The sequence below is a fragment of the Cohnella yongneupensis genome (assembly GCF_042655785.1).
GTDB classification, from domain to species: Bacteria; Bacillota; Bacilli; order Paenibacillales; family Paenibacillaceae; genus Cohnella; species Cohnella yongneupensis.
The window spans coordinates 301,052-325,588 of sequence record NZ_JBHSNC010000010.1 but is presented as its reverse complement, the minus strand read 5'-3'; the positions used below and the strand labels follow the sequence as shown (position 1 = coordinate 325,588).

The 24,537-nt window shown below is 54.1% G+C and carries 17 protein-coding genes and 1 pseudogene; 12 read left to right on the top strand and 6 right to left on the bottom strand.

What is annotated here, in order from left to right:
- The first annotated feature begins 4 nt into the window (after nt 1–4).
- The 3 genes from ACFPQ4_RS04330 to ACFPQ4_RS04320 all read left to right on the top strand — a co-directional run bounded on the left by ACFPQ4_RS04330 (nt 5) and on the right by ACFPQ4_RS04320 (nt 3,287).
- Nucleotides 5–100, top strand: a complete 96-nt coding sequence (locus ACFPQ4_RS04330; RefSeq protein ID WP_378110542.1) for an IS3 family transposase — start codon at nt 5–7, stop codon at nt 98–100.
- A gap of 337 nt (nt 101–437) precedes the next feature.
- Entirely contained in the window at nt 438–1,184 is a 747-nt protein-coding gene (locus ACFPQ4_RS04325; protein ID WP_378110526.1) for a GNAT family N-acetyltransferase, read from the top strand.
- A gap of 90 nt (nt 1,185–1,274) precedes the next feature.
- The gene (locus ACFPQ4_RS04320) at nt 1,275–3,287 is read left to right on the top strand and encodes a GTP-binding protein (RefSeq protein WP_378110525.1); all 2,013 of its coding nucleotides are present in this window, start codon (nt 1,275–1,277) and stop codon (nt 3,285–3,287) included.
- A 91-nt stretch (nt 3,288–3,378) separates the two neighbouring features.
- Here the strand turns inward: ACFPQ4_RS04320 and ACFPQ4_RS04315 are convergent, their stop codons facing one another.
- Nucleotides 3,379–4,185 carry a Cof-type HAD-IIB family hydrolase gene (locus tag ACFPQ4_RS04315; protein ID WP_378110541.1) on the bottom strand — a complete coding sequence of 269 codons (807 nt, stop codon included), beginning with the start codon at nt 4,183–4,185 and terminating at the stop codon, nt 3,379–3,381.
- A 235-nt stretch (nt 4,186–4,420) separates the two neighbouring features.
- Here ACFPQ4_RS04315 and ACFPQ4_RS04310 point away from each other — a divergent pair, with 235 nt between their 5' ends.
- The 8 genes from ACFPQ4_RS04310 (at nt 4,421) to mgrA (ending at nt 17,774) form a co-directional block, all read left to right on the top strand.
- Nucleotides 4,421–6,520: a right-handed parallel beta-helix repeat-containing protein gene (locus ACFPQ4_RS04310; protein ID WP_378110523.1), complete on the top strand. Its 2,100-nt coding sequence runs from the start codon at nt 4,421–4,423 to the stop codon at nt 6,518–6,520.
- A 131-nt stretch (nt 6,521–6,651) separates the two neighbouring features.
- On the top strand, nt 6,652–9,003 hold the full coding sequence (locus tag ACFPQ4_RS04305) for a helix-turn-helix domain-containing protein (protein WP_378110522.1): 2,352 nt from the start codon (nt 6,652–6,654) through the stop codon (nt 9,001–9,003).
- Nucleotides 9,004–9,653: 650 nt separating this feature from the next.
- Nucleotides 9,654–10,637, top strand: coding sequence for an ABC transporter permease (locus ACFPQ4_RS04300; protein WP_378110521.1), 984 nt, complete (start codon nt 9,654–9,656; stop codon nt 10,635–10,637).
- 35 nt (nt 10,638–10,672) lie between these two features.
- Nucleotides 10,673–11,602, top strand: coding sequence for a carbohydrate ABC transporter permease (locus tag ACFPQ4_RS04295; protein WP_378110520.1), 930 nt, complete (start codon nt 10,673–10,675; stop codon nt 11,600–11,602).
- Nucleotides 11,603–11,730: 128 nt separating this feature from the next.
- Nucleotides 11,731–13,269 carry an ABC transporter substrate-binding protein gene (locus ACFPQ4_RS04290; protein ID WP_378110519.1) on the top strand — a complete coding sequence of 513 codons (1,539 nt, stop codon included), beginning with the start codon at nt 11,731–11,733 and terminating at the stop codon, nt 13,267–13,269.
- Nucleotides 13,270–13,550: 281 nt separating this feature from the next.
- Entirely contained in the window at nt 13,551–14,897 is a 1,347-nt protein-coding gene (locus ACFPQ4_RS04285) for a GH1 family beta-glucosidase (protein WP_378110518.1), read from the top strand.
- Between the two features lie 111 nt (nt 14,898–15,008).
- A complete protein-coding gene (locus ACFPQ4_RS04280) occupies nt 15,009–16,760 on the top strand; it encodes a B12-binding domain-containing radical SAM protein (protein WP_378110517.1) in 1,752 nt (583 codons plus the stop codon).
- Between the two features lie 21 nt (nt 16,761–16,781).
- Nucleotides 16,782–17,774 (top strand): L-glyceraldehyde 3-phosphate reductase, encoded by a 993-nt coding sequence (mgrA, locus tag ACFPQ4_RS04275; RefSeq protein ID WP_378110516.1) that lies wholly within the window; start codon nt 16,782–16,784, stop codon nt 17,772–17,774.
- A 61-nt stretch (nt 17,775–17,835) separates the two neighbouring features.
- Here mgrA and ACFPQ4_RS04270 read toward each other — a convergent pair whose 3' ends face one another.
- Nucleotides 17,836–19,467 (bottom strand): response regulator transcription factor, encoded by a 1,632-nt coding sequence (locus ACFPQ4_RS04270; RefSeq protein WP_378110515.1) that lies wholly within the window; start codon nt 19,465–19,467, stop codon nt 17,836–17,838.
- Nucleotides 19,442–21,301: a sensor histidine kinase gene (locus tag ACFPQ4_RS04265; protein ID WP_378110513.1), complete on the bottom strand. Its 1,860-nt coding sequence runs from the start codon at nt 21,299–21,301 to the stop codon at nt 19,442–19,444. The genes ACFPQ4_RS04270 and ACFPQ4_RS04265 overlap by 26 nt, the downstream gene beginning before the upstream one ends.
- 176 nt (nt 21,302–21,477) lie before the next feature.
- Between ACFPQ4_RS04265 and ACFPQ4_RS04260 the strand changes: the two genes are divergently transcribed.
- On the top strand, nt 21,478–22,440 hold the full coding sequence (locus ACFPQ4_RS04260; protein WP_378110512.1) for an acetylxylan esterase: 963 nt from the start codon (nt 21,478–21,480) through the stop codon (nt 22,438–22,440).
- Nucleotides 22,441–22,509: 69 nt separating this feature from the next.
- Here the strand turns inward: ACFPQ4_RS04260 and ACFPQ4_RS04255 are convergent, their stop codons facing one another.
- From ACFPQ4_RS04255 to modA, 3 genes and pseudogenes are all read right to left on the bottom strand, one after another.
- Nucleotides 22,510–23,460, bottom strand: coding sequence for a substrate-binding domain-containing protein (locus ACFPQ4_RS04255; protein WP_378110511.1), 951 nt, complete (start codon nt 23,458–23,460; stop codon nt 22,510–22,512).
- Between the two features lie 66 nt (nt 23,461–23,526).
- Nucleotides 23,527–24,198 (bottom strand): molybdate ABC transporter permease subunit, encoded by a 672-nt coding sequence (gene modB / locus ACFPQ4_RS04250; protein ID WP_378110510.1) that lies wholly within the window; start codon nt 24,196–24,198, stop codon nt 23,527–23,529.
- Nucleotides 24,199–24,213: 15 nt separating this feature from the next.
- Nucleotides 24,214–24,486, bottom strand: a pseudogene (modA, locus tag ACFPQ4_RS04245) (molybdate ABC transporter substrate-binding protein); the annotation flags it as partial.
- Between the last annotated feature and the right edge of the window lie 51 nt (nt 24,487–24,537).

Genomic DNA, 24,537 nt, shown 5'->3' with positions numbered 1-24,537 from the left:
GCGAATTGAGGAATACATACGTTTTTATAACGAGGAACGCTCACAGCGGAAACTAAACAAGCTGACTCCGGTTGAATACCGACGCCAGCTTGTAGCCTAGGCTTTTTTATCTGTCCACTAAATGGGGTCTTGACCATGCGTGCGAAGCCCGGCTTTTTTTGCTAGAATAATGTGGACGACTTCTACTAGGAGGCTTACCTTTGCAAAGACCAACCAGCGTACGAACTATGTTACTCCTTACTTACCTTAAGCTGATCATGACAATCATGTTTATACCTCAGCTGATAAACGCAAAAGTGCCTGAGGATATTACTGCTGCACGACTTCAAAGCATCACTATCACAGTGTCATTAGAGTTCTTAGTTGGAGTAGCATTAATTATTTTCATCCGTAAACGCAAACACCTATTTGCGATGTTAAGTGCAGTCGCTCTTGTTATGATGCTGACGACCATGGCTCAGGTTGTTGCCGCAGTAATCATCGTGCTGCTCTTCTTCTTAAGATCGACCCGCGTATATTTCCAAAACAAACCGCAACCGGAAGCCGAAGAAGACGACTCTGAAGAGGAATCGTCAGATGACGAGGAGTCGGATGGGGAGTCTGATTCGGAATTGTCCGAAGGCGACGAGCAAGACGAAGCCGAGGTAAAACAAAGCAAACCCGCAGCGATCGACAAGCCTAAATCGAAAGCGAAGACCGGCCTCGAAGTTACGATTCGCCAAGCGGTACCCGAGGACGCGGACACGATCCACGCGCTAATGCTGATCTCGTTCGAAGAATACCGCGTAACCGTACCGCCATCCAGCGCTTTGGAAGAGACGAGCGAAGGCATTCTCGAAGTGTTGCAAAACGGCGGCGAATCGGCGGCTATCCTGTATGAGGACGATACGGCGGTGGCGATGGTGCGCTACAAATTCGAAGGCGATGCGATCTACTTCTTCCGCTTGTCGGTCATTCCGTCCAAGCGCCTTAGAGGCTATGCCAAGCAACTAGTGAAGTGGATCGAACACCAGGGCACTTCCAAAGGCATGAACGCCAGCCGCTGCAAAGTGCGCCAGACCGTTCAAAATAACGTGAGAATGTACCAGGATCTCGGCTACGAGATCGTCGACCAAGAGCTGGTCGTACGTCCTACCGGTTCGGTGAAGGCGTTGACGCTGGAGAAGAGCCTAAGACCTCAATAATAATCCGTAACGCCGTTCACGAAACCGAAGCAGCGACAGCCGCTTAGGCGAAGGGGACGGCGTTTAATAGGTATACACGGGAGACGGCGTATGAGCAATCCAAGCAGGCAGCTACGCAATGTAGGCATCTTCGCTCACGTTGATGCTGGGAAAACGACGACAACGGAACAAATTTTATATCGCAGCGGCAGCATCCGATCGCTGGGCAGCGTAGACGAGGGCACGGCTCAGACGGATTGGCTGGAGGTCGAGCGGAAGAGAGGCATCTCCGTGCGCGCGGCGGTGACCCGATTCGTCTGGCGGGACATCGAAGTGAATTTGGTCGATACGCCGGGACATGTCGACTTCCTGTCGGAAGTCGAGCGTTCGCTTCGCGTTATGGACGGGGCCGTCCTCATTATATCTGCCGTCGAAGGCGTGCAGGCGCAGACCGAAGTCATCTGGCAAGCGCTTCGCGACTTGGGCATTCCGACGCTGTTGTACGTGAACAAGCTGGATCGCATCGGAGCGGATCCGGAGCGGGTGTTGGACGAGATCCGCAGGCTGCTAACGGATGTTGCGGTTCCGATTCAAGCAGTGACGAAAGTCGAAGCGGATTTCGCGGGCGCGGTCGATTTGGTCGATTGGGAGTTGCGGGGGGAGACGCCGTCCATCATAGAACCCGCCGTTCAGGCGGCGCGCGATCAATTGGCCGATGCCGTCGCGGTTCATGACGACGCGCTCTTGGAGCGGTATCTCTCGGAAGGGGCGCTTCCGGACGCGGACCTGGTGCCCGCGCTGATCGCCGCATCCAACGCTGCCAACCTGTTCCCGGTGCTCTATGGGGCATCGAGTCGCGGCATCGGCGTAGATAAGCTGATGGACGCGATCGTCGCGTTGCTTCCGGCGCCTGCCGGTCATTTGGAAGCTCCACTGTCCGGCATCGTGTTCAAGCTGGACAAGGATCCGACGATGGGGCGAGTCGCCTACGTTCGCCTCTATGGCGGCACGCTGCGCAACAGGGATTTAGTGCGTAACGATATGCAAGGCATAGAAGAAAAAATCACGCAAATCCGCAAAATCGACGGACAGCGAAGCGAAGACGTTGGCGTGCTTCGCGCCGGAGATATCGCGGCGGTATACGGCTGGAGCCGGGCGCGGATCGGCGATGTCGTCGGGTCGGCGGAAGGCGTGCCGGGGGCACGGCGTCTGGCGGAGCCTTTGCTCACGGTGCAAGCGCACTGGCGCAACGAAGCGGAATACGCGAACGTCGTCGCGGCGTTCCAAGAGCTCGCGGACGAAGATCCACAACTCGACGTACAGTGGGTGCCGGAAGACCGGGAGCTTCATCTTAAAGTGATGGGGCCGATTCAGGTGGAGGTGCTGGCGCAGATGATGGCCAGCCGGTTCGGGCTGGAAGTCACTTTCGACGAACCGTCGGTTATTTATAAGGAGACGCCTGTTGCGGCAGGTGAGGGCTTCGTTGCCTATACGATGCCTAAGCCATGTTGGGCGATTTTGCGGTTCCGGATCGAACCTTTGCCGCGAGGAAGCGGCTTATCGTATAGCTCCGTCGTTCGGACGGAACGGCTACTGGAGCGTTATCAGAACGAGGTGGCAAGGCGGGTGCCGGAGGCGTTGGAGCAAGGGCTTCGCGGCTGGCCGGTTACCGATCTGAAGATTACGCTCGTCGAAGGCGAGCATCACGTCTGGCATACGCATCCGCTCGATTGGGTCGTAGCTACGCCGATGGGCATCATGGACGGACTCGTGAATACGGGGACGAAGCTGCTAGAGCCGATGCTCAGCTACAGGCTGTCGACGCCGGAAGAGTTCGGCGGCAAGATCATGAGCGAGCTCGTGCTCATGCGCGGCACGTTCGACACGCCCGTCGTGCGCGGTGGCAGAATGGAACTGGAAGGCATGCTTCCCGTCGCTACGTCGCTCGATTTTCCGGCGAGGCTCGGATCGCTCACGAAGGGCAGGGGTACGCTGACGACTTTCTTCGGCGGCTATCAAGATTGCCCTGCGGATGTCGAAGCAACACGCGCAAGACGCGGCGTCAATCCGCTCGACACGTCGAAGTGGATACTCGCCACGCGTAACGCGTTGTCCGGGGAATAGGAAGTCATGCATAATCATGCGCTTATATGAGAACAGGGCATCGCAGGGTGAAGATCACCCGGCGTTGCCCTGTTCTGTTGTAGCCTCTTATTTAAACGTTCAGCACGAACTTATCCAATACGTGCTTCACGCCGTCCTCGTTGTTGCTGAACGTTACGAAGTCCGCGATTTCTTTCAGCGCCGGTACGGCATTGCCCATCGCCACGCCGAGGCCGGCCGCTTCGACCATCTCGTGATCGTTCATCGCGTCGCCCATCGCGATCGTCTCTTCCATCGGGATGCCGAAGTGCGCGGCGAGAAACCGCAACGCGTGACCTTTCGTCCCTTCCGGATGCATGAATTCCAAGTAATTCGGCTTGGACTTCGTAATATGCGCTTCCGTTCCGAACATTTCCTTCATGACCGGAAGCAAAGCATCCAGTCGCGCAGGCTCGTCGATGATGAGGAGCTTCGTCTGCCGATCGCTGGCGATGATGCGCTTGAAATCCGGCTCGATCGTATAAGGGATTTTGGATTGCGCCGCGTAGCCTTTCAAAAGGTCGTTGTCCTCCGGCGCATACAGCTTATCTCCAACGTAGCTTTGCAGGTGCAAGCCGTTAGCGACGCAGTAGTCGTACAGACGCGAAGCTACGCTGACGGGTACAGAGCGTTCGTAAAGCACTTCTTCGTCCATGAGATTTTTAATCAGCGAGCCTTGATAAGTGATGATCGGTACGTTCAACCCGACTTGGCGGGCGATTTTCTGCGCGGAGTCGAACATGCGTCCGGTCGCGATCGTTAGATGCGCGCCTTGGGCAATCGCTTCGGTCATCGCTTGGCGCGTCGGTTCGGATACGGTTAGATCGTCGGTCAGCAGCGTGTCGTCGAGATCCATGGCAATGAGACGGTAAGGCATCAGTCGGTTCTCCCTCTCTCTAATGCGATGATGTATTAATTCGGATGATTTCGTTACATTGTATCGCATCTGGACGCGCGCGGAAAGTTTTTATCATAGGTTTTAGCAATATGAACAGTGGCTATCGAAAGGATAGCGATTCGTTGCAGTAGGCGCTAAGCCGGCTGGGGGCATACAATCGTGAAGGGTAAGCTAAGTAGCCCGTACGATTCGCCGTACATGCGGGAGGAGATCCAACATGCTGGAATCAAATGCTTTCTATGTAGCGCCATACGGGAACGACGAAGCCCTTGGAAGCCTGTACGCGCCGTTCTTGAGCGTTGCCCGCGCACGGGACGCGGTACGCGAGCGAATCGCCGGAGGCATGTCCGCGGACGTCACCGTCTACCTATTCGGAGGAACGTATGAAATCGAAAGCACGCTGCAATTCGATGATCGGGATGCGGGGAAAGATGGCTTTCGCGTAAAATATCGCAATGTTCCGGGCGAGAAGCCGCTGCTCGTCGGCGGAAAGGTGTTGTCCGGATGGGAGAGACACGAAGGCGCGATATGGAAGACGAAGCTGCCTACGGGGCAGGCGTTCCACACGATGTACGCCGATAACGGCCGCGTTCGCAAAGCAAGGCTGCCTGCGACGGGTTATTATAGAACGGGTCATACCGAACGCGGCATGGAAAAGCTCGGTATTCGCTTCGACGAAGGAGACCTACCTTCGGCCGCAAGGCTTGATGATGCCCAAGCGTTCGTGTGGCCGGGCGAAGGCGAGTGGAATTGGTTCTCCGAGACGAAAGCCGTCCGAGAGATGGATCGGGCTTCGAACCTGCTGCTGTTCGAGTCGGAGGCTACGTGGGGGATAGGGCATGGATCCCGTTACTACTTGCAGGGCTCGCTCGATTTTCTCAAGCATCCCGGACAATATCATGTAGATAACGCCGCCGGGGTCGTCTATTATTGGCCCGAGCAAAGCGCAGAAGGGGACATGGATCCGAACGAGGAGCGTATTTACTCGCCGACTGTGACGCGTCTAATCGAGCTGCGAGGACGAAGCGGCGAACGAAGGCTGAGCGATTTCGAGCTTTTCGGGCTGACGCTCGCGTGCACGGACGGCTTTCGGGAATATCGCATGATGGACGCGAACGACGAACGCGCTGAGCATCGCGAGGGCCTTATTTATGTAGACAACGCCGATCAAATTGCTATTACCGGTTGTAAGATCCGAGACTCGGGCTCTTGCGGTATTTTCTTGGATCGCGATGCGCGGGAAGTGAAGATCGAGAGAAATAAGATCGATCGCATCGGTTATGTCGGCATTTACGCGTCGGGCTATGCTCCCGGCGAAGGACCGTTTGCGACTGCGGAAGCTTCCTATACGAATCGCGGCCATACGATTTCCCATAACCGGATCGCTCACGGCGGCGAACTGATCGGGCACGGCTGCGGCATCTTGCTTTTCCAGAGCGGCGATAACGAAATCTCGCGCAACGCGATTTCGGATATGCCCCGATACGGCATCTCCATGAAAGGCTTGCGATACGGCACGATGCCGGAGAAGTTATACGGCATTCCGGTAACCTGGGATAACCACTATGATTTTTTGCACACGCGCAATAACCGGATCATCGGCAACGACATCTCGAGCGTGATGACGGACAGTCAAGACGGCGGGATGATCGAGGCGTGGGGGCCGGGGACCGGCAACGTGATTCACGGCAATCGGCTTCACCACAGCGGCATTCACTTCTCGTTCGGCTTCGGCATCTACTTGGACGACGCCTCGGACGGATTTACGGTGACGGGCAATTTGCTCGATCATCTATACAGCACGGGCGAAGGGAAGCTGTGGATGACGATCTTCTCGAAGGGCATCGGCAACCGGATCGCCGGCAATTTGCTCGTCGACAATCCGCAGGCGATCGCCGCGATCGGCATGCAGGAGATGGTTGGCGATGCGAATAAGCTGGTCGTGGCCGAAGGGAACGTCGTCTGCGATTCGGGACGATATCTCTATTACTTCGTAAACTGGGAAGAGGATCGGTTGGCGGCCGCGAATCGCAACTTGTTTTGGCGTAACGGCGAGCCCTGTCGCGTCGCGGGGGATATTCCGCCGTTGCGCGCGGAAGCCGAAGACGAGCTTGGACGAGGAGCGTACGACTGGGAAGCATGGCGTTCTCTGCTCGGCGGCAAATTCGATGAAGAGACGCTATGCGCGGACCCGATGTTCATAGACGCGCCGAATGGCGATTATCGATTGCATTCCGAATCGCCTGTTTACGGGCTAGGTTGGAAGGGTATCGATTATGATCGGTTCGGACCGGATAACGCGGATGAGGACGAATAGGATGAGGTTTGCTGAATCCGAGCAAGCGCTTCGATGCATTCAGAAGGAAATCGCAAATTTCATAGTGGCGTGACCACCTGCTTTGTGCGATTCTATATTCAACTATAGAAGCCATAAGAAGGTGTTCTTCGATGAGAGTGCTGCAAGGCTATAAATCGAGAAAGTACCTGCTTCGCATTTTATTGTCCGTCTCGTTCATTATGGTCATCGTTCTGTTCCTGTCTTCCGCGGTGGTGCATTATAGCGCCGAGAAGCGGGTGATTCAGATGCAGAAGGACTCTAACCGCAAGGTTATGAGCCAGATTAACCATAACGTTACTTTTATGCAGGAAATCATTAAGAACACCATACTGTCTCTCTACAACGATGAGCTCATTTTTGCGCCGATTACGGCTAATCAGGCTTACGACGATATCGATATCATAAATTCGGTCCGCTTGCTGAACAAGGAGCTGGACTCTTCGTCGTTCCTGCATTCCATTCTCGTCTACAACGGGCGGCAAGACAAAGCGTACGCCGTAGGCAGCATGGCCGACCAGATGAAAGACGACTTCATGGTTCCCAAAATCGTCGAGCTGCTCAAGCGGGAAGAGAAGCTTCCCCAGATGCAGCTGCTGCCAATGAACTTCAGCGGCAAAGCGAACGCGGTAGACGTATTCTCGCTAGTTATATACGAAACGTTCCGCGAGCGTAACCACGGCGAGAGCGCGATCGTGGTTAACGTGAAGCCGGAGTGGATTTTCGACAACTTGAAAGTCGTTAACGACTTGGCGGTACCGGGAGTGTCCGAGCTATTCATCATGGACGACGCGGGTACGATCATTAATTCGGGCGGAGGCGAGACGCTTCCGAAGTTGGACGGTCTGGCGGATGCGTTGAGAAAGGATCAAACGCGCTCCGGTTCGAGCTTCGGCGTGTTCACGCGATCGTTCGACGGATCGGATAAATATATGGTCTCCTATATGGAGATGGGAGTCGGGAACTGGAAAGTTATCAGCGTCCAACCGTATAATGCGGTGTTGGGCGGCATTTACAAGATGAGAATCACTTCCGTCTACGTTATCGTATTCTTCGTCTTGCTGGCGATCGCGCTCTCGTTTTTGATCTCCCACAAGCTGTATAAGCCGATCGAGGCGATGCTCCGCAGAATCCGCGAGCAAGCAGGAGGGGTCATAACGGAAGGGGTTAATCGAGGCAAAGACGAGTTAACGTACGTAACGAACGTGTACTCGGATTTGGCCAAGAAGCTGGACGTCGCCACGAACGAACAAGATAAGCAGCGGAACATCGTCCGGAATTACCATCTGCGGTCGATCATTACGAGCAGCGAATCTTACGGGGGCGAAGACTTCCGCAATTGCATCGCGCACAACGGGCTTCGTATCGCACCTGAAGGGCCGTACCTGCTCGTGCTACTGAAGATCGATCGCTATACGGCGTATTTGGCAAGAACAAGCGACGGCGAACGCAAGCTTCATGCTTTCGCGGTGTCCAACATCGCCGAGGAGATTCTCGCCCCGAGCCGTTACCGCTGCGAGACGGCCGATATGAGAAGCGATCACCTGGTCATGCTAGTAAGCGCGGATCGCCTGCCGGAGGACGACGGAGAAGAACTGCTTCTCCTCATCGGCAAAATCCAAGACATCGTGGAGCAATACTACAAGCTCTCTTTGACCGCTACGACAAGCGAATGGATGGATCATCACAAGCGAATAACGGAGCAATACGGATTGGCACAGCAAGGGGCGATGTATAAGCTCGTATTCGGCTGTAAGTCGATCATTACGCCGGCCAAGGTCAAGCCGAATCTGTCAGGCGGAGAGATGAGCTTCCCTCCGGAGCACGAGAAGAAGCTTATAGAGGCGATTCGCACGAACGACCTGGAGACGATGCAGTCGTCCGTCGAAGGCATGGTGGACCGCTTGGCGGCATGCCACTACGATCATATCCTTCACGGTATTTTGCATCTCGTCGACCTGATCAAGACGACCCTTCGGGAAATGAACCAAAATCGTGTCGTATCGATTCCGCTCGATCTAGGCGCGTTGAGCCGCCAAGTGCTGGAGCAAGAGACGCTTCTGGAAGTTAAGGAGCTGCTGTTGCGGGTGTGCGGTGAGCTTCACGAGAAGATGCGCAATTCGGAACAAGACAAGAACGCCGTGCTGATCGACGCGATCAAAGAAATCGTCGACGCGAACTACAGCGACATGAACATTAGCCTGCAGGGCATCGCTTCGACTTTAAGAATGACACCGGCCTACGTCGGTCGTATATTCAAGATGAGCGAGCTCGTATCGGTGGCGGAATATATTAACGAGGTCAGGCTGCGCCACGCGCGCGATTTTCTGGAGACGAAGAGCTTCACCATCAAGGAGATCATGGAGCTCGTCGGCTATTTGAACGAAAGCACGTTTTTCAAACTGTTCAAGAAAAGATACGGCGTCACGCCGAAGGAATACCGCTTGAAAAGAAACATCGGCTAAACGCGGCAAGCTCAACGCTGGGAAACGTCAAACCATCGAACCATCCGAACCATCCGAACCATCCGAACCATCGAACCATCCGAACCATCCGAACCATCCGAACCATCCGAACCATCCGAACCATCCGAACCATCCGAACCATCGAAACCTCCAAAACCATCTTCGCGGATGGGATTGGAGGTTTTTTGCTTTCAATCAAGCGGCCAGGGGCCATGGTACTTATTTATCCGCGGACAAGAATGACGCTAATTAAGGAGTTTCGCGCTATTTTCCACAATCACTTGACACCGTAGCCCTTATTCTTGAAAAAACAAGCCCAAATGCCGATTGCGAGCGACAATAACGCCTATCCTGTCCGCTAATCGCGTCAATATTGCGTTTATTCAGCTAATAAGAGCCGTGGCGTCCGCCGCCAATCGCGGAAGCGGGAACGCACGCACGCCCCGCACACCCCGCCCCACCAGCTTGTTTAGTCGCTAGAATGCCTACATTCCCGCGTCCGCACAGCCCGATTTCAGTTCTATATACATGAAATCGCAAAATGCATAGTCCGAAATCGACCCTTCGAACGATCGCACAGTAGTCCGAACGCGGGGGATTTGCCATGATGGGGTCATGGAATTACAAAGCACAACAACGGAGGTACAACGATGCCAAACTCGCCCAACTACGAATCGACCGCCGCGGAGGCACGATCCGCCTATCCGTTGAAGCCGACGAAGCGCCGTTCCGAATGGTTCTATCTAAAGAAGAACGCGGAGCTGCTAATGTTGCTTACACCCGGGGCGCTGCTCGTCCTTATATTCTCTTACTTGCCGATGTTCGGCACGGTGCTGGCGTTCAAAGATTACCGTTACGACAAAGGGTTCTGGGGAAGCGATTGGGTCGGGTTCGACAACTTCAAGTTTTTCTTCATATCGGATAACGCGTGGCTCGTCACCCGCAACACGGTCGGTTACGGATTGCTGTACATGATCCTGACGACGGTTATCGGACTGTTCTTCGCAATCCTTATGAACGAGCTCGGCAAAAAGTGGTTAAGAATTCACCAGACGGCGATGTTCATTCCCTACTGTCTGTCCTGGGTCGTCGTTAGCTACTTGGCGCTCGCGATGCTGGACAGCTCGAACGGCTATCTGAATCGGATATTGGAGACGCTCGGTCTCGAAACGCACATGTGGTATTTGGAGTCGAAGCCATGGCCCTACATTCTCGTCAGCGCCTACTTATGGAAGAACATCGGATTTTCTACGCTCGTCTACTTCGCCGGCATCATGGGCATCAACCAGGAGTATTACGAGGCCGCCAAAATAGACGGCGCGTCCCGGTGGCAAATGGCGACGCGGATCACCTTGCCGATGCTCTCCACGCTTATCGTCGTGCTGCTCATTTTGGCGATCGGCCATATTTTCGTCGGGGACTTCGGATTGCATTACTTCCTTCCGAACGAGAACGGGATGACTTTTCCGACGACGGATATTATCGACACGTACGTATATCGGGCGCTTCGCGTCCACGGGGACATCGGAATGTCTACGGCGATCGGGTTGTATCAATCGGCGGTCGGACTGGTGCTCGTCGTCGTTGCCAATACCGTCGTTCGCAAAGTAAGCGAGGAAAATTCACTATTCTAATCTATTCGAAAACCGACGCATAAGGAGGGACCGACATGAACGTATCCGAGCCGCTCGCGGCGCCGATGCGCAAGCCCGTCAGATGGAAACGAATGTCCATTACTAAAGCGCTGATCCATCTCCTATTCATACTCGTAACGTTGTCCATGATCTTACCGTTCGTGCTCGTCATCTCGATCTCGTTCACGGCAGATTCGTCGATCGTCGACCATGGCTACCGCTTCATTCCCGCCGACTTGTCTCTGAAAGCGTATGAATACATTTTCAAGGCGCCGATGCTGCTCGTCAGGGCCTACGGGGTGACGATCTTCATTACCGTCGTCGGGACGGTGCTCAGCTTACTCGTAACGGCGATGCTCGGGTACGTAATTTCCCGCAGGGATTTCCGCTACCGGTCGCCCGCGACGTTCTTCATCTTCTTCACGATGTTGTTTAACGGAGGACTCGTGCCTTCTTATATTTTGATTACTCAGTACTTGCACTTGACCAACACGCTCTGGGCGCTCATCGTGCCATTCCTGGTTTCCCCGTTCTATATCATGGTCATGAAGGGCTTCCTGTCGAAGATGCCGTTCGAGATCATCGAGTCGGCCAAGATTGACGGAGCACGAGAAATTCGCATCTTCATCTATATTATCTTGCCGCTATCGACGCCCGCTCTCGCGACGCTCGGCTTATTCATCTCCTTCGGATTCTGGAACTCGTGGTTCCCGTCGTTGCTCTACATCGACAACGAGAAGCTCATTCCGATTCAACTACTGCTTGTCCGAATGCTCAATAACCTCGAGTTTCTGACGAGCAACAGCGACTTCGTCCATCAATTCGGCGTGGACATTAGCAACTTGCCGACGTTGTCGGCGCGGATGGCGATGGCGATATTGGCTGGCGGACCGATGGTGTTCATCTTCCCGTTTTTCCAAAAATATTTCGTCAAAGGACTTACGGTCGGCTCGCTCAAGGGATGACGGGCGACGACAAAATTCGATTTCTTCTATTCCCGTCTGGTAGGAACATAGGGGGGTCACCTCGAATGTGTTCATACCCGGTAATAGTTAGAGATATATAAAAACGACTGACCAAGGAGGTCAACCAAATGAAAGCTTTCAGAAAATTAAGCTTTAGCGTGTTGGCAATATGCGTCATGGTCTTATTCGTACTTGCCGGGTGCAGCAAAAATAACAACGAGCCTGAAGCCTCGTCCGCGTCGCCTTCCGCGACGACGCCTGCTGCGACGGAGACTGCAACGCCGGAACCTTCCAAAGCTCCGGAACCGCCTACGGAAATTTCGTACTATTACATCGTATGGAACGTACCGGCCGATCAGCAGGAAGTCGAAGATGCGATCAACGAGTATATCCTGCCGAAGATCAACGTGAAGGTACATCTGAAGCCGACGATCGAGTCCGGATATAAGGACAAGATCAATACGATGCTGGCGGCGAACGAAGAGTTCGACTTGCTCTGGACTTCGAACTGGGGCGGCGGCGACTATGACAACAAAGTATCGAAGGGCGCGCTGCTGCCGCTCGACGATCTTCTTAACGCTACTCCGGACTTGAAAGCGGCAATCCCTGAAGTGGCATGGGTCGACACGAAGGTGGACGACAAAATCTATGCCGTGCCTAATATGCAGGTCGCAGCTAAGTCTGACGGCTTCGCCATTCAGAAACGATTCGTCGACAAGTACGGCATCGATCTGGATGCGATCAAGACGATCGAAGACATCGAGCCTGTCCTGAAGACGATCCACGACAACGAGCCGGACATCATTCCGATCGCTAAGACGAGCAACATGTTCGACTTCGGCCGCGAATATGGCTACTCGCAGTTCGGTTATAAGCTAGGCGATCCGTCATACAAAGTCGTCGATACGATCGACAAGCCGGAATACAGAACATTCCTTGACATGGTTCGCAGATGGTATCAATCAGGCTATATCTACAAAGACGCGGCAACGTTGAAGGACGATCAACTCGTGGCTTTGCTGCAAAAAGGCAACGTAGCGGTCGAATGGAACACGACGATGAAGCCAGGCGGCGAAGTCGAAGACCAGAAGCGCTTCGGCGGCAACGAAGTCGTATACAAACGGATTACCGAGCCTGAGTTCACGGGCGTACGTCCGACGATGACATCGGTCAGCCGGACTTCGAAGCATCCGGAGGCGGCGATGAAATTCCTGGAGCTGCTGTCAACCGATCCGGCTTTGTTCAACCTGATCTCGTTCGGTATCGAAGGCAAGCACTACACTAAGGTCGGCGACAACATGATCAAGATCAATCAAGACGGCGGCTACAAGGAAGACCTCGGCTGGGTGTTCGGTAACGTGCTTATCGGTTACTTGAAGGAAGGTCAAGCGCCGGATACGTGGGAAGTAACGAAGAACTTGAACGCAACGGCGAAGATGCCGGAAGTATCGGGCTTCAACTACAACAACGAGCCGTACAAAACCGAAGGCGCGAACACGTTCGCGGTCAGCGAGCAATACGGCAAGGCTTTGCAGAGCGGTGCCGTCGATCCGGCCAAAGTATTCCCTAAATATCACGACGCTCTCAAGAAGGCGGGCGTGGATACGCAAACCGCGGAAATGCAAAAGCAGCTCGACGAGTGGCTGAAGGCGCACGGTAAAAAGTAAGAGAGAGTAAAGGGATGCAGGTCCGAGCGAGAGGCTCGGGCCTGTTTTTCTGCGTTCGTTGCAAGCGGACTAAGTTTGCTTCCCTATAGCCGCATAACCTGCGTCAACGTGCGGAAACCTGTACGAGTTCCTGTTTGTGCCAAGGCGACGCGTCTGCCAAAATCTAATACAAACACGCCAAAATCACACAGCAGGAATGAAACGCGAAATATCGAATTATTAATAGGATAGAAATCGTTTTCCTAAGACGAATGCAACAAACGATAATGGAGGGATTTGTGTTGGCTCGTTTAGATTTTCCTAAAGATTTCGTATGGGGTACCGCAACAGCTTCTTATCAAATCGAGGGAGCTTACCAAGAAGACGGCCGCGGCATGTCGATCTGGGATACGTTCTCCCGCGTACCGGGCGCCGTATATAACGGAGATAACGGGGATGTCGCATGCGATAGCTACCACCGTTACGAAGAGGACATCGCGCTACTGAAAAAACTAGGCGTCAAAGCATACCGTTTCTCGATCGCTTGGCCGCGCATTTTCCCGAACGGGACCGGTGAGTTGAACGAGAAAGGCTTGGATTACTATAGACGCGTCGTAGACGCGCTCATCGAAGCGGGCATCGAGCCTTGCGCGACGCTGTACCACTGGGACTTGCCGCAAGCGCTGCAAGACAAAGGCGGCTGGGCGAACCGCAATACGATCGACGCGTTCGTGAACTATGCGGAAGTTATTTTCAAAGCGTTCGAAGGCAAAATCAAGCAATACATCACGTTCAACGAGACGTGGTGCATCTCGTTCCTCTCGAACACGCTGGGGATTCACGCGCCAGGCAACAAGGACTTGCAGCTCGGCATTACCGTTGCCCATCATTGCATGGTCGCGCACGGCGAAACGGTTAAGCTATTCCGCAAGCTCGGCACCTCCGGCGAGATCGGCACGACGCACAACCTGTACTGGTTCGAAGGCTACACGACGAAGCAAGAAGACCAAGATGCGGCATGGCGCCTTCGCGCATGGAACAACGAGTGGTTCATGGAGCCGACTTTCAAAGGCACTTATCCGAAAGCGCTGGTTGAATGGTTCGAAGCTAAGGGCGGCGTAGTGCCGATTTTGCCGGGCGACATGGAGACGATCTCGCAGAAGATCGACTTCATCGGCGTTAACTTCTACAGCGGCGGTTACGGCCGTTACAAGAAGGACGAAGGCTTGTTCGACTGCGAGGAAGTGCAAGTGGGCTTCGACCGCACGTACATGGACTGGAACGTCTATCCTGAAGCGCTGTACAACGTGCTTTCGTGGGCGCACAAAGAATACGGCGACACGCCGATCTACGTCACCGAGAACGGTGCTTGCTACGACGATACGTTGACCGCGGACAACCGCGTGCACGACGTGGAGCGCACGACGTACTTCCGCAAGCACTTCATCCAATGCCACCGTCTGATCGAGTCCGGTGTGCCGCTGAAGGGCTACTACGCGTGGTCGTTGCTCGACAACTTCGAATGGGCGGAAGGCTACCGCAAGCGGTTCGGCATCGTATACACGAACTACGAGACGCTCGAGCGTCATCCGAAAGACAGCTACTATTACATCCAAGACGTCATCAAGAGCGGCGGACTGGACGTGTAAAATAAGGAGAGGCGACCGAGGGGATTTTCCCGCGTCGTCTCTTTTTTTACATGTGCATCCGAAATCCGTTACAATAGAAGGGATGACTGAACTTAGAAAGAGGATAACGCCATGAACGTCGTCGTTGCGACGCTGAACGCCAAATACATTCATACTTCCCTCGCGCTGCGCTACTTGAAGTCGTTCGCCCAGGACGAATTCGACGTGCAGATCGCCGAGTTTACGATCAAAGACCCCGCGATGAGCATAGTCGCGGATATATTCGCGCGCAAGCCGGACGTAATCGGCTTCTCGTGCTATATCTGGAACATCGAAGAGACGATCGTCGTCGTGGACATGCTCCGTAAGGTGCTTCCGGAAGCGAAGATCATGCTAGGCGGACCTGAAGTGTCCTACGACACCGAGTTTTGGATGAACCGGCTGCCTGCGGTCGATTTCATCGTCATGGGCGAAGGCGAGGAGACGTTCCGGGACTTGCTGCGGCAGATCGCGGGAGAGGGCAAATACCATTTCGTCTTCGGTCTAGCCTATCGCGACCGGAAGGGTCAAGTCGCCATCACGCCGGGACGTCCGAAGCTGGAATTGAACGTGATTCCTTCACCGTACCGTTTCCAAGAAGATATTCCGTCCTTGCGCAATCGCGTCGTGTACTTCGAGACGAGCAGAGGCTGCCCGTTCAGCTGTCAATTTTGCTTGTCGAGCATCGAAGTCGGCGTCCGGTATTTCGATATGGATTGGGTAAAGGCGGAGATTACTTATTTGATCGACAGCGGCGCGAAGCTAATCAAGTTCGTGGATCGCACGTTCAATATTAAGCGGGAATACGCGATGGAAATTTTCCGATTCCTGATCGACAACCACAGGGGCTGCGTGTTCCAGTTCGAGATTACGGCGGACATCATGCGTCCCGAAGTGCTCGACTTCCTTGCGGAGCATGCGCCTCCGGGCGTATTCCGGTTCGAGATCGGCGTCCAATCGACGAACGACGTGACGAATATCGCGGTACAACGCCGCCAGAATTTCTCGAAGCTGACGCGCACGGTCGTGAAAATCAAGGAGAGCCGCAAAATCGACCAGCATCTCGACTTGATCGCCGGATTGCCTCACGAGGACTACGACACGTTCCGTAAAACGTTCAACGACGTTTTCGCGCTTCGTCCGGAGGAGCTTCAGCTCGGCTTCCTCAAGATGCTGCGGGGAACGGGGCTTCGCAACGACGCGGACAAGTTCGGGTATGTATACATGGAACGCGCGCCGTACGAAATGCTTCGCAACGATCTAATGTCGTTTTCCGATATCGTAAGGATCAAGCGGGTAGAAGACGTGCTCGAGAAGTTCTGGAACGCGCACCGGATGGACCGGACGATGGAATATCTAATCGAGCAGGCGTACCCTTCGCCGTTCGACTTCTTCCAAGCGTTCGGCGACTTCTGGGAGTCCAAGGGCTGGAGCCGGATCGGTCATCAGCTCGAGGACCTGTTCACGCGGTTGTGGGCATTCTTGGAGCACGACGCCGCGCCGGGTCTTGACGCCGAAGTCGCGCTGGGCTTGCTGAAGATCGACTATTACACCCAGCACAAGTACAAGCCGCGCAAGCCGTGGTGGGAAGAGCGGATGGAGAAGAAAGATTGGACCGCGCGGATGAAGCAATTCGCGGAGCATCTTGGCGTCGAGGAACGGGAGCTGCAGAAGAAAGCCGTGCTGGACAGCGTGCCGTTCGACTATGACGTTTGGACGCGGCAAGGGGAAATCGACCGTTCGCGGCCGACGTTGCTCGCGGTGCTCTATTCCGGCGAGGAAGGCCCGGCGGAAATCGTCGCGCTGCCGCAGACGGACGGTCTGGCGGCGGCAACGCATCACTAATCGAGAGGAGACTTGTCACTCATGGTTTATCAAGCTAACTCTAATCGCTACGCAACGATGAAGTACAACCGCGTCGGGCGCTCCGGCCTTAAGCTGCCGGCCGTATCGCTCGGCCTGTGGCATAACTTCGGAGGCGTCGACAACTACGAGAACGGACGCGCAATGGTTCGCCGCGCCTTCGACCTCGGCATCACGCACTTCGATCTCGCGAACAACTACGGGCCTCCGGGAGGCTCGGCGGAAGAGAACTTCGGACGCATGCTCGCGACCGATATGAAGCCTTACCGCGACGAACTGATCATCTCCACCAAAGCCGGCTATCACATGTGGAACGGTCCTTACGGCGACTGGGGCTCCCGCAAATATTTGGTGTCCAGCCTCGATCAAAGCTTGAAGCGGATGGGGCTTGACTACGTCGACATCTTCTATCATCACCGTCCGGATCCGGATACGCCGCTCGAAGAGACGATGGCTGCGCTCGACCATATCGTGCGTTCGGGCAAAGCGCTATACGCCGGCATTTCCAACTACCGTCCGGCGCGGGCGAAGGAAGCGATCGATATCCTCAAAGGTCTCGGCACTCCGCTGCTCATTCACCAACCGAACTACAGCATGTTCGACCGTTGGATCGAAGACGGCCTTCAAGACGTGCTGGAGGAGGGCGGAGTAGGCTCGATCGTGTTCTCGCCGTTGGCGCAAGGGTTGCTGACCGATAAGTACATCAAAGGCATCCCTGCGGATTCCCGCGCGGCAAGCAAGACCGGTTTCTTGCAAGAGAGCCAAGTGACCGCGGAGAAAGTAGACAAGATCCGCCGCTTGAACGATCTCGCGGCTGACCGCGGGCAAACGCTGGCGCAGATGTCGCTCGCGTGGACGCTTCGCGGCGACCGCGTTACGAGCGTGCTGATCGGCGCAAGCCGCGTCAGCCAGCTGGACGACAACGTCGGCATGCTGAATCGCCTCGACTTCTCCGCGGACGAGCTGGCGCGGATCGAGGACATCTTGAAATCATAATCAGTTAATACAAAAAAGCGCCAACGTCAGGCTAATTAAGCCGAGCGTTGGCGCTTTTCTTCTATTCCCCTACATAGCTTTTCTGGTACTGTCGCGGCGTGAGTCCGGTCCACTTCTTGAACGTCGCGCTGAAGTGACGCTCTTCCTGGTAGCCGACAAGCTTGGCTACGGCGTACACCTTGTAGCTTTCGCGAAGTAATTCCTTCGCTCGTTCTACCCGGTACTGATGTAAGTAATCGAGGAAGTTTACGCCCATCTCCTGCTTGAACAGCGAGCTCAGATAAGTGTTGCTCACGTACGTTTCCTTGGCGGCAAAGTCGAGCGTAAGGTTCGTGTTGTATTTCGCTTTAATGAGCTCGAGCGTCGCTTGTACCGTGCGATGCAGCGTCCTTCGGCTGAGCGCCGCCTCGGCGAAGCCTTGCACGAGCTTATGCAGGATCGACGCGCATTCGTCGAGCGTCTCCATCTCCGGCATCCGTTCGATCCAGTTGACGGTACCGTCTTGCCATTCGATCGAGACCGCGCGTTCTTTGGCCGCCTTTTGCATTTCGAGAATGAGGCTCGTTACCCGAACGATGATCTCGGCTCGGGAGTAAACGGCTTGTTCCCTCAAATAACGCATGCCGGCTTCGATGCCGTCTACCGCCTCGCCGTATTGCTCGTTATGCAGGTGGGCGAGAAGATCCTTCTCCCATTGCTGCAAATACGCATCGTCGAGAATCGAGGACGATGCGGATTGCAGCCGATTCGTCTCCGCATGCAAGTAAATGCCGCCCCGTCCTTGATAAAAGCGCGATTCCATTGCCTCGAGCGTTTCTTGATAAGCCAAATGCGCATCGTTCACCGTGGCGTGCAGAGAGCTGATGGAGATGCTGATCGATATTTTCAAGTGAGACTCTACGTTGTCTTTAAGAAGCTGGAGAGATTCAATGTAACGCTCCGGGGGGAAGGAACCGCCGCCTTGACGGTTACCAATCCATAGCAGCTCGTCGCCATGGCGGAACACTTCCAGCATTCCCTCGTAGATAGCGTGGAGCGATTCGCCGGCGATATTCTGTATGGCATAGCGAATCAGCTCCAAATCCCTCTTGGAGGCGTACGGTTGCAGGCCCTCGTCGAGATCCATGCGAATGAGCCCAAGCTCGAACGACTCCGGCTTGAGCGTCATATCGACCTCTCTCATGACGATGGCGCGGTTCTCGAGCGGCATTCGCGGCTGCAAAATCCACTGGGTAAGAATTTGATTTTTCAGCAGATGGATGTTGCGGTTCCATGTTCGGTTCATCTCTTCGTCGAAAGGCTTCTCCGACTCGGAATGCTCGATCTTCCGTTTCAATTCCACGATGACGCGAACGATATCCTGCGGCGTGCATGGCTTGAGCAAATAATCGGAGACGCCCAGCTTGATCGCTTCCCTGGCATATTCGAATTCGTTATAGCCCGTAAGCAACACGGCATGGAACTTAGCGCCGACGGCTTTCGCTTCTTGGATGAGCTCCAGGCCGTTCATATAAGGCATGCGTATATCGGTCAGCAAAATATCCGGATTATCGCGCTTGACCATCTCGAGCGCTTGTCTGCCGTTTTCTGCGATGCCGGTGATCTCGATATCGTAAAACTTCCAATCGACGAGCGATACAAGACCGTCACGGAACGATTTTTCGTCTTCAGCCACGACCATTTTTAATGCCATGCGTTCCACCTCTTTGCCGGATTCGAATGCGTACTCTAGTTCCGATGCCTACTTTGCTCTGTATATCGAATTCGGCATGCTCGTAGAACAGCGTCAGCCGTTCTTTGATGTTCGCCAGCGCCATGCCCGACCGGGTTGCATTGAGCGTCTGCGCGACTTTCGAAGGAGTCGGCTTGGCTTCTTTCATTAATTCGTTTATTCGTTCTTCCGGAATGCCGGGACCGTTGTCGGACACTTCCAGGACGACCCATTCCTCTTCCGAATCATCCGTCTCCCGTTCCGCGCGGATGTGAATGTTGCCGGTACCCTCGGTCGGTTCGATCGCGTAAATAATCGCGTTCTCGACGAGCGGCTGAAGGAGCAGCTTCGGCATTTGGAAATGCTTTAGACTCGGATCGATTTCGATTTCGAAGTGAAGCCGCGCCGGATAACGTTTTTGCTGCAGGAACAAGTAATATCTGACGAGCTCGATCTCGTGTTCCAGCTCCACGAAATCTCTTCCGCTATTCAAGCTAAGCCGGAACACCTGAGACAACGCGACGACCATCTCGGAAATTTCCTGATCGTCCTTCTTCAAGGCGGTCCATTGGATCATATTCAACGTGTTGTACAGGAAGTGCGGATTGATCTGGGATTGCAGTGCCTTAAGCTCGGCTTCCCGTTGCTTGAGCGAGGAGGCGTATACGTCGTCGATGAGCAGCTTGATCCGTCCGACCATCGTATTGTACAAATGCCCGAGGCGTCCGACTTCGTCGTTGCCGGTGAAGTGCACCCGCTGCGTGAAGTCGCCGCTCTGAAGCGCCTTCATCGAGAGCGTCAGCTTTTTCAGCGGATTCGTAATGATGCGCGCGATAACCCAGAACAGGAAAATAGCGACGAAGCAGACGATAAGCATGATCGACAGCGTCGCAGAACCGATATGATCGAGCTCGCGTAGCAGCGTGCTTCGGTCTTGGATGACGACGGAATGCCATCCCGTTACGTCCGACATCGAGTCGGAGATGATGAGTTTGTCGTTGCGCTTAAGCAAATCGAGCGCCATGTACGGGGAGACGTTCTTCGCTCCGCCGCTGGCTTTCTCGAAGAAGGGTAGCTCCGTGATCGGCTTACCGATCCAGCTCATGTCGGTAGAAGCGAGCACCGTTCCATTGACGTCGAGAATGCACTGCACCGCGTCTACCGGATCGTGGTAGAGGCTGCGGCTTAGCCGGTCGGCGTCCATGCCGACGATGAGCAAGCCGTTGCGGTCGTATGTAACTAAGTTTCTATAGGGCTTGATCAGGACGATCTTGTAATGCGTATCGCCGGCTAACACTTTGTCGTCAGGGCGGAGCATATCCCACACCTGATTGTTCGGCGAGTAGATGTACTTATTGAAGTAGGACGTCTCTTTGAATTTATCGTAGCCGATCGCTTTCGATAGCCCGGTATACGTCAAGACGAAAGGTTCGGTGCTGTTTTTGCCCGTAGCGGCAGGGTACACGAGCAAGGATTGAATGGTTTCCCCGGTTACTAAGAGGGGCAGCAGCGTCTTGAGAACGACTTCGCGCTGCTCGGTAGTATTGCCTTCGGCGACCATATCCTGAACGGATTGATTCAAGAACAAATAGTTCGAGAAGCTGAGCGTGCTATTGGCGAAATAGTCGAGCTGGTCTTTGGTCTTGACGGCTATGCTTAGCTGGGTGCGATAGTTTTTGTCGATAACTTCCCTGGAGGCGATATTATAGGCATAGAGCCCCGTAATACCGACGGTGATGATGAGTAATGGAATGATTAAGGCCAACATCTTGCGCTGGAGCGAAAAGTTGCGGAACGAGGTTAACAACGCTCTCATAGACGTCACCTTCGACTATTGTGTGGTAGAAACTTAGTATAACAGAGAAATCAACCGGCTTGCGAAAGTCATAATAAGTATAGGCCAAAATGAATATTGTGAGCAAAGTGTGCCGGAGATATGATAAAAGTATTCTTAGAAATGCAGAGTTAGTTGCGGGAGGGGATTTCAGCCGTATGATCAGCAACGCGATCGGTAGAAGAATCGAAGATTTGGAGAGGCTGTCGCCGCCGTTAACGGCCAGGCCGGATTTGGAAGCGTATTGGGACGAGACGATCGCTTCTTTCGCAGTCAAGCCGCTCAACGCGACGCGCACGCGGGTGGATACGCCGTTCTTCGATATGTCCGTCTATAAAGTGAGTTACGAGGGTTTCGACGATACGCCGATTCACGGCTGGTACTTGGTGCCTCGCAAGGCGGAGGAGACGCGGGAGAAAGTCCCCTGCGTCGTGTTATATCACGGATACACGGGTAGCAGAGGGTACCCGGAAGATTATGCGTCCTTCGTGCTGATGGGCGTAGCGGTGTTCGCGATCGACGTGCGCGGGCAGAACGGAGAGACGGGCAACTTGCTCGCGCAGCATCACGGCATGGCCAAAGGGTGGATTACGCAAGGGATCTTGCATCGCGACACCTGCTACTACAAGGCGATCACGATCGATGCGATCAAGGCGTTAGACTGGGCGAGCGAGCAGCCGGAAGTCGACCCCGGGCGTATATGCGCGCAAGGCGCCAGCCAAGGAGGCGGTTTGGCGCTTATCGCGGCGGCGCTGTCGGACAAACCTGCGATCGCCGTCGCTCACATTCCGAACATGTGTCAAATGGACTTCGGCATCCTGAACTCGAGCAGCTCGCTCTCTGAAGCGGCGACGTTCTGCGAGCGGTTCCCCGAGCACCTAGATGCGGTGCTGGAGACGCTCAGTTATTACGATAATATGAATTTGGCGCACCGCATCCGCATCCCGCTGTTCGTAAGCGTCGGTCTGAAGGATCCGACGACGATGCCGGAGACGATCTACGCGGCGTATAACCGGATGGCGTGCGACAAGCGCATCGTGCCGTCGCCTTTTTCCGGGCATACGGTTACCGGCGATCAGAATCGCCAAGCGATGGCCTTTATATCGGAGTGGCTGCTATAAAGAAAATAGACATAAAAGAAGCCTGCTGAAGGTTTTTCAACAGGCTGAGCGCGCCCTTAGGCGCGCTTTTCACGTTTCGTATAGCAGTTGCCCGGTGAGAGAGAGATCATATCCCGAGATCGCCCGGAGCTCTTGTTTGAAGTCTTCGGATTGGAGGACGAGCATCAGCTTGTCGATCCAGGCTTGATTTTCGGCTTTTTTGATCATGACAAGATCATAGCGTTCTTGAATCAAGGGAATGAACGCGATATTTTCAACCATAGTGGCTACGTTCTCTATGCCTACGCCGACGTCGGCTTGTCCGGAAGCCACTTTAGCCGCTACTCCCAGGTGATTGGTAACTTCCGTATCATATCCGATCAAATGATCGGTTTTGATCCCATGCAAGCGAAGCTGTTCATCGAGAAGTACCCTCGCGCCGGATCCTCGCTCGCGGTTAATGAAGCGCAGCCCGGGTCGGTTCAAATCGGACCAGTCGTTGATCCGGAGCGGATTGTCCTTATGGATATATAAACCGGCTCTTCTTGAAAGCAAATTGACGACCCGATACGAGAAGCCGACAAGCAACTTGCGAATATAAGAGAGGTTGTATTCCCCGGTGTCGCCGTCGAGCAGATGCGTGCTGACGATGTCCGAATGGCCTTGGTACATGCTAATCAAGCTGTCGAGGCTTCCCGCATAGGAGCGTAATGGTCTTATGCCGGTCGTTCTTCGTTCTAAATGCTTGGCTAGCAGGTCTAGACTCATATCTTGGCCGGTTATGACGATGTGACGAGTTCCTTGAGCAGGGTTGGCGGGCGATGCGGGTAAAAGAGTTGCAGGCGACTCTTGCGATACGTGAGCGGAATTGCTCCTGCTTCTTTGTTTATAAGCTTCGAGATCGGAGGCGTCCACTCTCATCTGCTTGCCTACGCGGTAAGAGCGCAGATCGCCTTTTTTGATCAAATCGTAGACGGTAAGCTTGGAAACCTTCAGTATTTTCGCTATCTCTTCCGTTGTATAGGACATTTCTTCCGACATCTAATACCTCCGTATGAGGGATCATCGTTCGCCATTTGGTTTTAGTGTAACATACGGCGTTCGTCGTTAGTCCTTCGAAATCCGATTAACTAGAAATAACATCAGGAACGACAAGACTAGCATGGCAGTTACCCACGCCCATGCCATGGTCATGCTGCCGCCGTCCGTGGCGATGTAAATGGCGGTCGGAATAGTCTGCGTTCTTCCCGGAATATTCCCCGCGACCATTATCGTCGCTCCGAACTCACCAAGGCCTCTGCAAAACCCTAAAATATAGCCTGAAGTCAACGAACGGATGGATAGTGGTATCGAGATATATCTTAGCACTTGCCACTCCGAAGCTCCAAGCACCCTGGCGGAAGCTTCGAGCTCGGGATCAATGCTCTCGAATCCGGCCCGGAAGGAACGATAGGCTAGCGGGAAAGCGACGATGGTCGCCGCAATGACGGCGGCTATCCACGTAAATACGAGAGGTCCATCAAAGATCGACTCGTACGCCTTTCCGATCCAGCTTCTGCGTCCAAGAAGGATGAGCAGGATAAACCCGATGACCGTCGGGGGCAACACCAGTGGCAACAATAAGAGAGTATCTATAATGCTTTTGCCGAAAAATTTCTTTCTTGCCATGATCCAAGCGGTATACGTCGCGAACACTAACACGACCACGCTTGCGATGACGGAAATTTGTATGGAAAGCGTTATAGGCTCAAAGAAGACGGACCAATCGATAGCTAGCATAGATGTAGTCAACGCTTAGGACAGCGTGAAGCCATACTTCACGAAGATGTCGCTGGCTGTCTTGGATTGGAGATAAGAATAGAATGCTTTGGCTTCGTCGGAGTGTTTCGTCTCTTTGACGATGCCGGCAGGGTAGACGATTGGCGAATGTACTTCCGGCCCTATTTTGAGGGCGATTTTCACCTTATTAGAAGTGAGGGCATCGGTTTTGTACACGAAACCAGCGTCCGCGTTTCCGGTTTCAACGTAGGTTAATACTTGGCGCACGTCTTTCACGTACACCAACTTGGCCGTAGCGATAGCGGGATGAACGGAAGTTCCTAGCAAAGCTGACAGTAG

Coding starts and splice junctions, on each gene's coding strand:
- ACFPQ4_RS04295 (WP_378110520.1), top strand. CDS start 10,673: ATGAACGTATCCGAGCCGCTCGCGGCGCCGATGCGCAAGCCCGTCAGA.
- ACFPQ4_RS04310 (WP_378110523.1), top strand. CDS start 4,421: ATGCTGGAATCAAATGCTTTCTATGTAGCGCCATACGGGAACGACGAA.
- mgrA (WP_378110516.1), top strand. CDS start 16,782: ATGGTTTATCAAGCTAACTCTAATCGCTACGCAACGATGAAGTACAAC.
- ACFPQ4_RS04300 (WP_378110521.1), top strand. CDS start 9,654: ATGCCAAACTCGCCCAACTACGAATCGACCGCCGCGGAGGCACGATCC.
- ACFPQ4_RS04260 (WP_378110512.1), top strand. CDS start 21,478: ATGATCAGCAACGCGATCGGTAGAAGAATCGAAGATTTGGAGAGGCTG.
- ACFPQ4_RS04325 (WP_378110526.1), top strand. CDS start 438: ATGATGCTGACGACCATGGCTCAGGTTGTTGCCGCAGTAATCATCGTG.
- ACFPQ4_RS04320 (WP_378110525.1), top strand. CDS start 1,275: ATGAGCAATCCAAGCAGGCAGCTACGCAATGTAGGCATCTTCGCTCAC.
- ACFPQ4_RS04265 (WP_378110513.1), bottom strand. CDS start 21,301: ATGAGAGCGTTGTTAACCTCGTTCCGCAACTTTTCGCTCCAGCGCAAG.
- modB (WP_378110510.1), bottom strand. CDS start 24,198: ATGCTAGCTATCGATTGGTCCGTCTTCTTTGAGCCTATAACGCTTTCC.
- ACFPQ4_RS04305 (WP_378110522.1), top strand. CDS start 6,652: ATGAGAGTGCTGCAAGGCTATAAATCGAGAAAGTACCTGCTTCGCATT.
- ACFPQ4_RS04280 (WP_378110517.1), top strand. CDS start 15,009: ATGAACGTCGTCGTTGCGACGCTGAACGCCAAATACATTCATACTTCC.
- ACFPQ4_RS04255 (WP_378110511.1), bottom strand. CDS start 23,460: ATGTCGGAAGAAATGTCCTATACAACGGAAGAGATAGCGAAAATACTG.
- ACFPQ4_RS04270 (WP_378110515.1), bottom strand. CDS start 19,467: ATGGCATTAAAAATGGTCGTGGCTGAAGACGAAAAATCGTTCCGTGAC.
- ACFPQ4_RS04290 (WP_378110519.1), top strand. CDS start 11,731: ATGAAAGCTTTCAGAAAATTAAGCTTTAGCGTGTTGGCAATATGCGTC.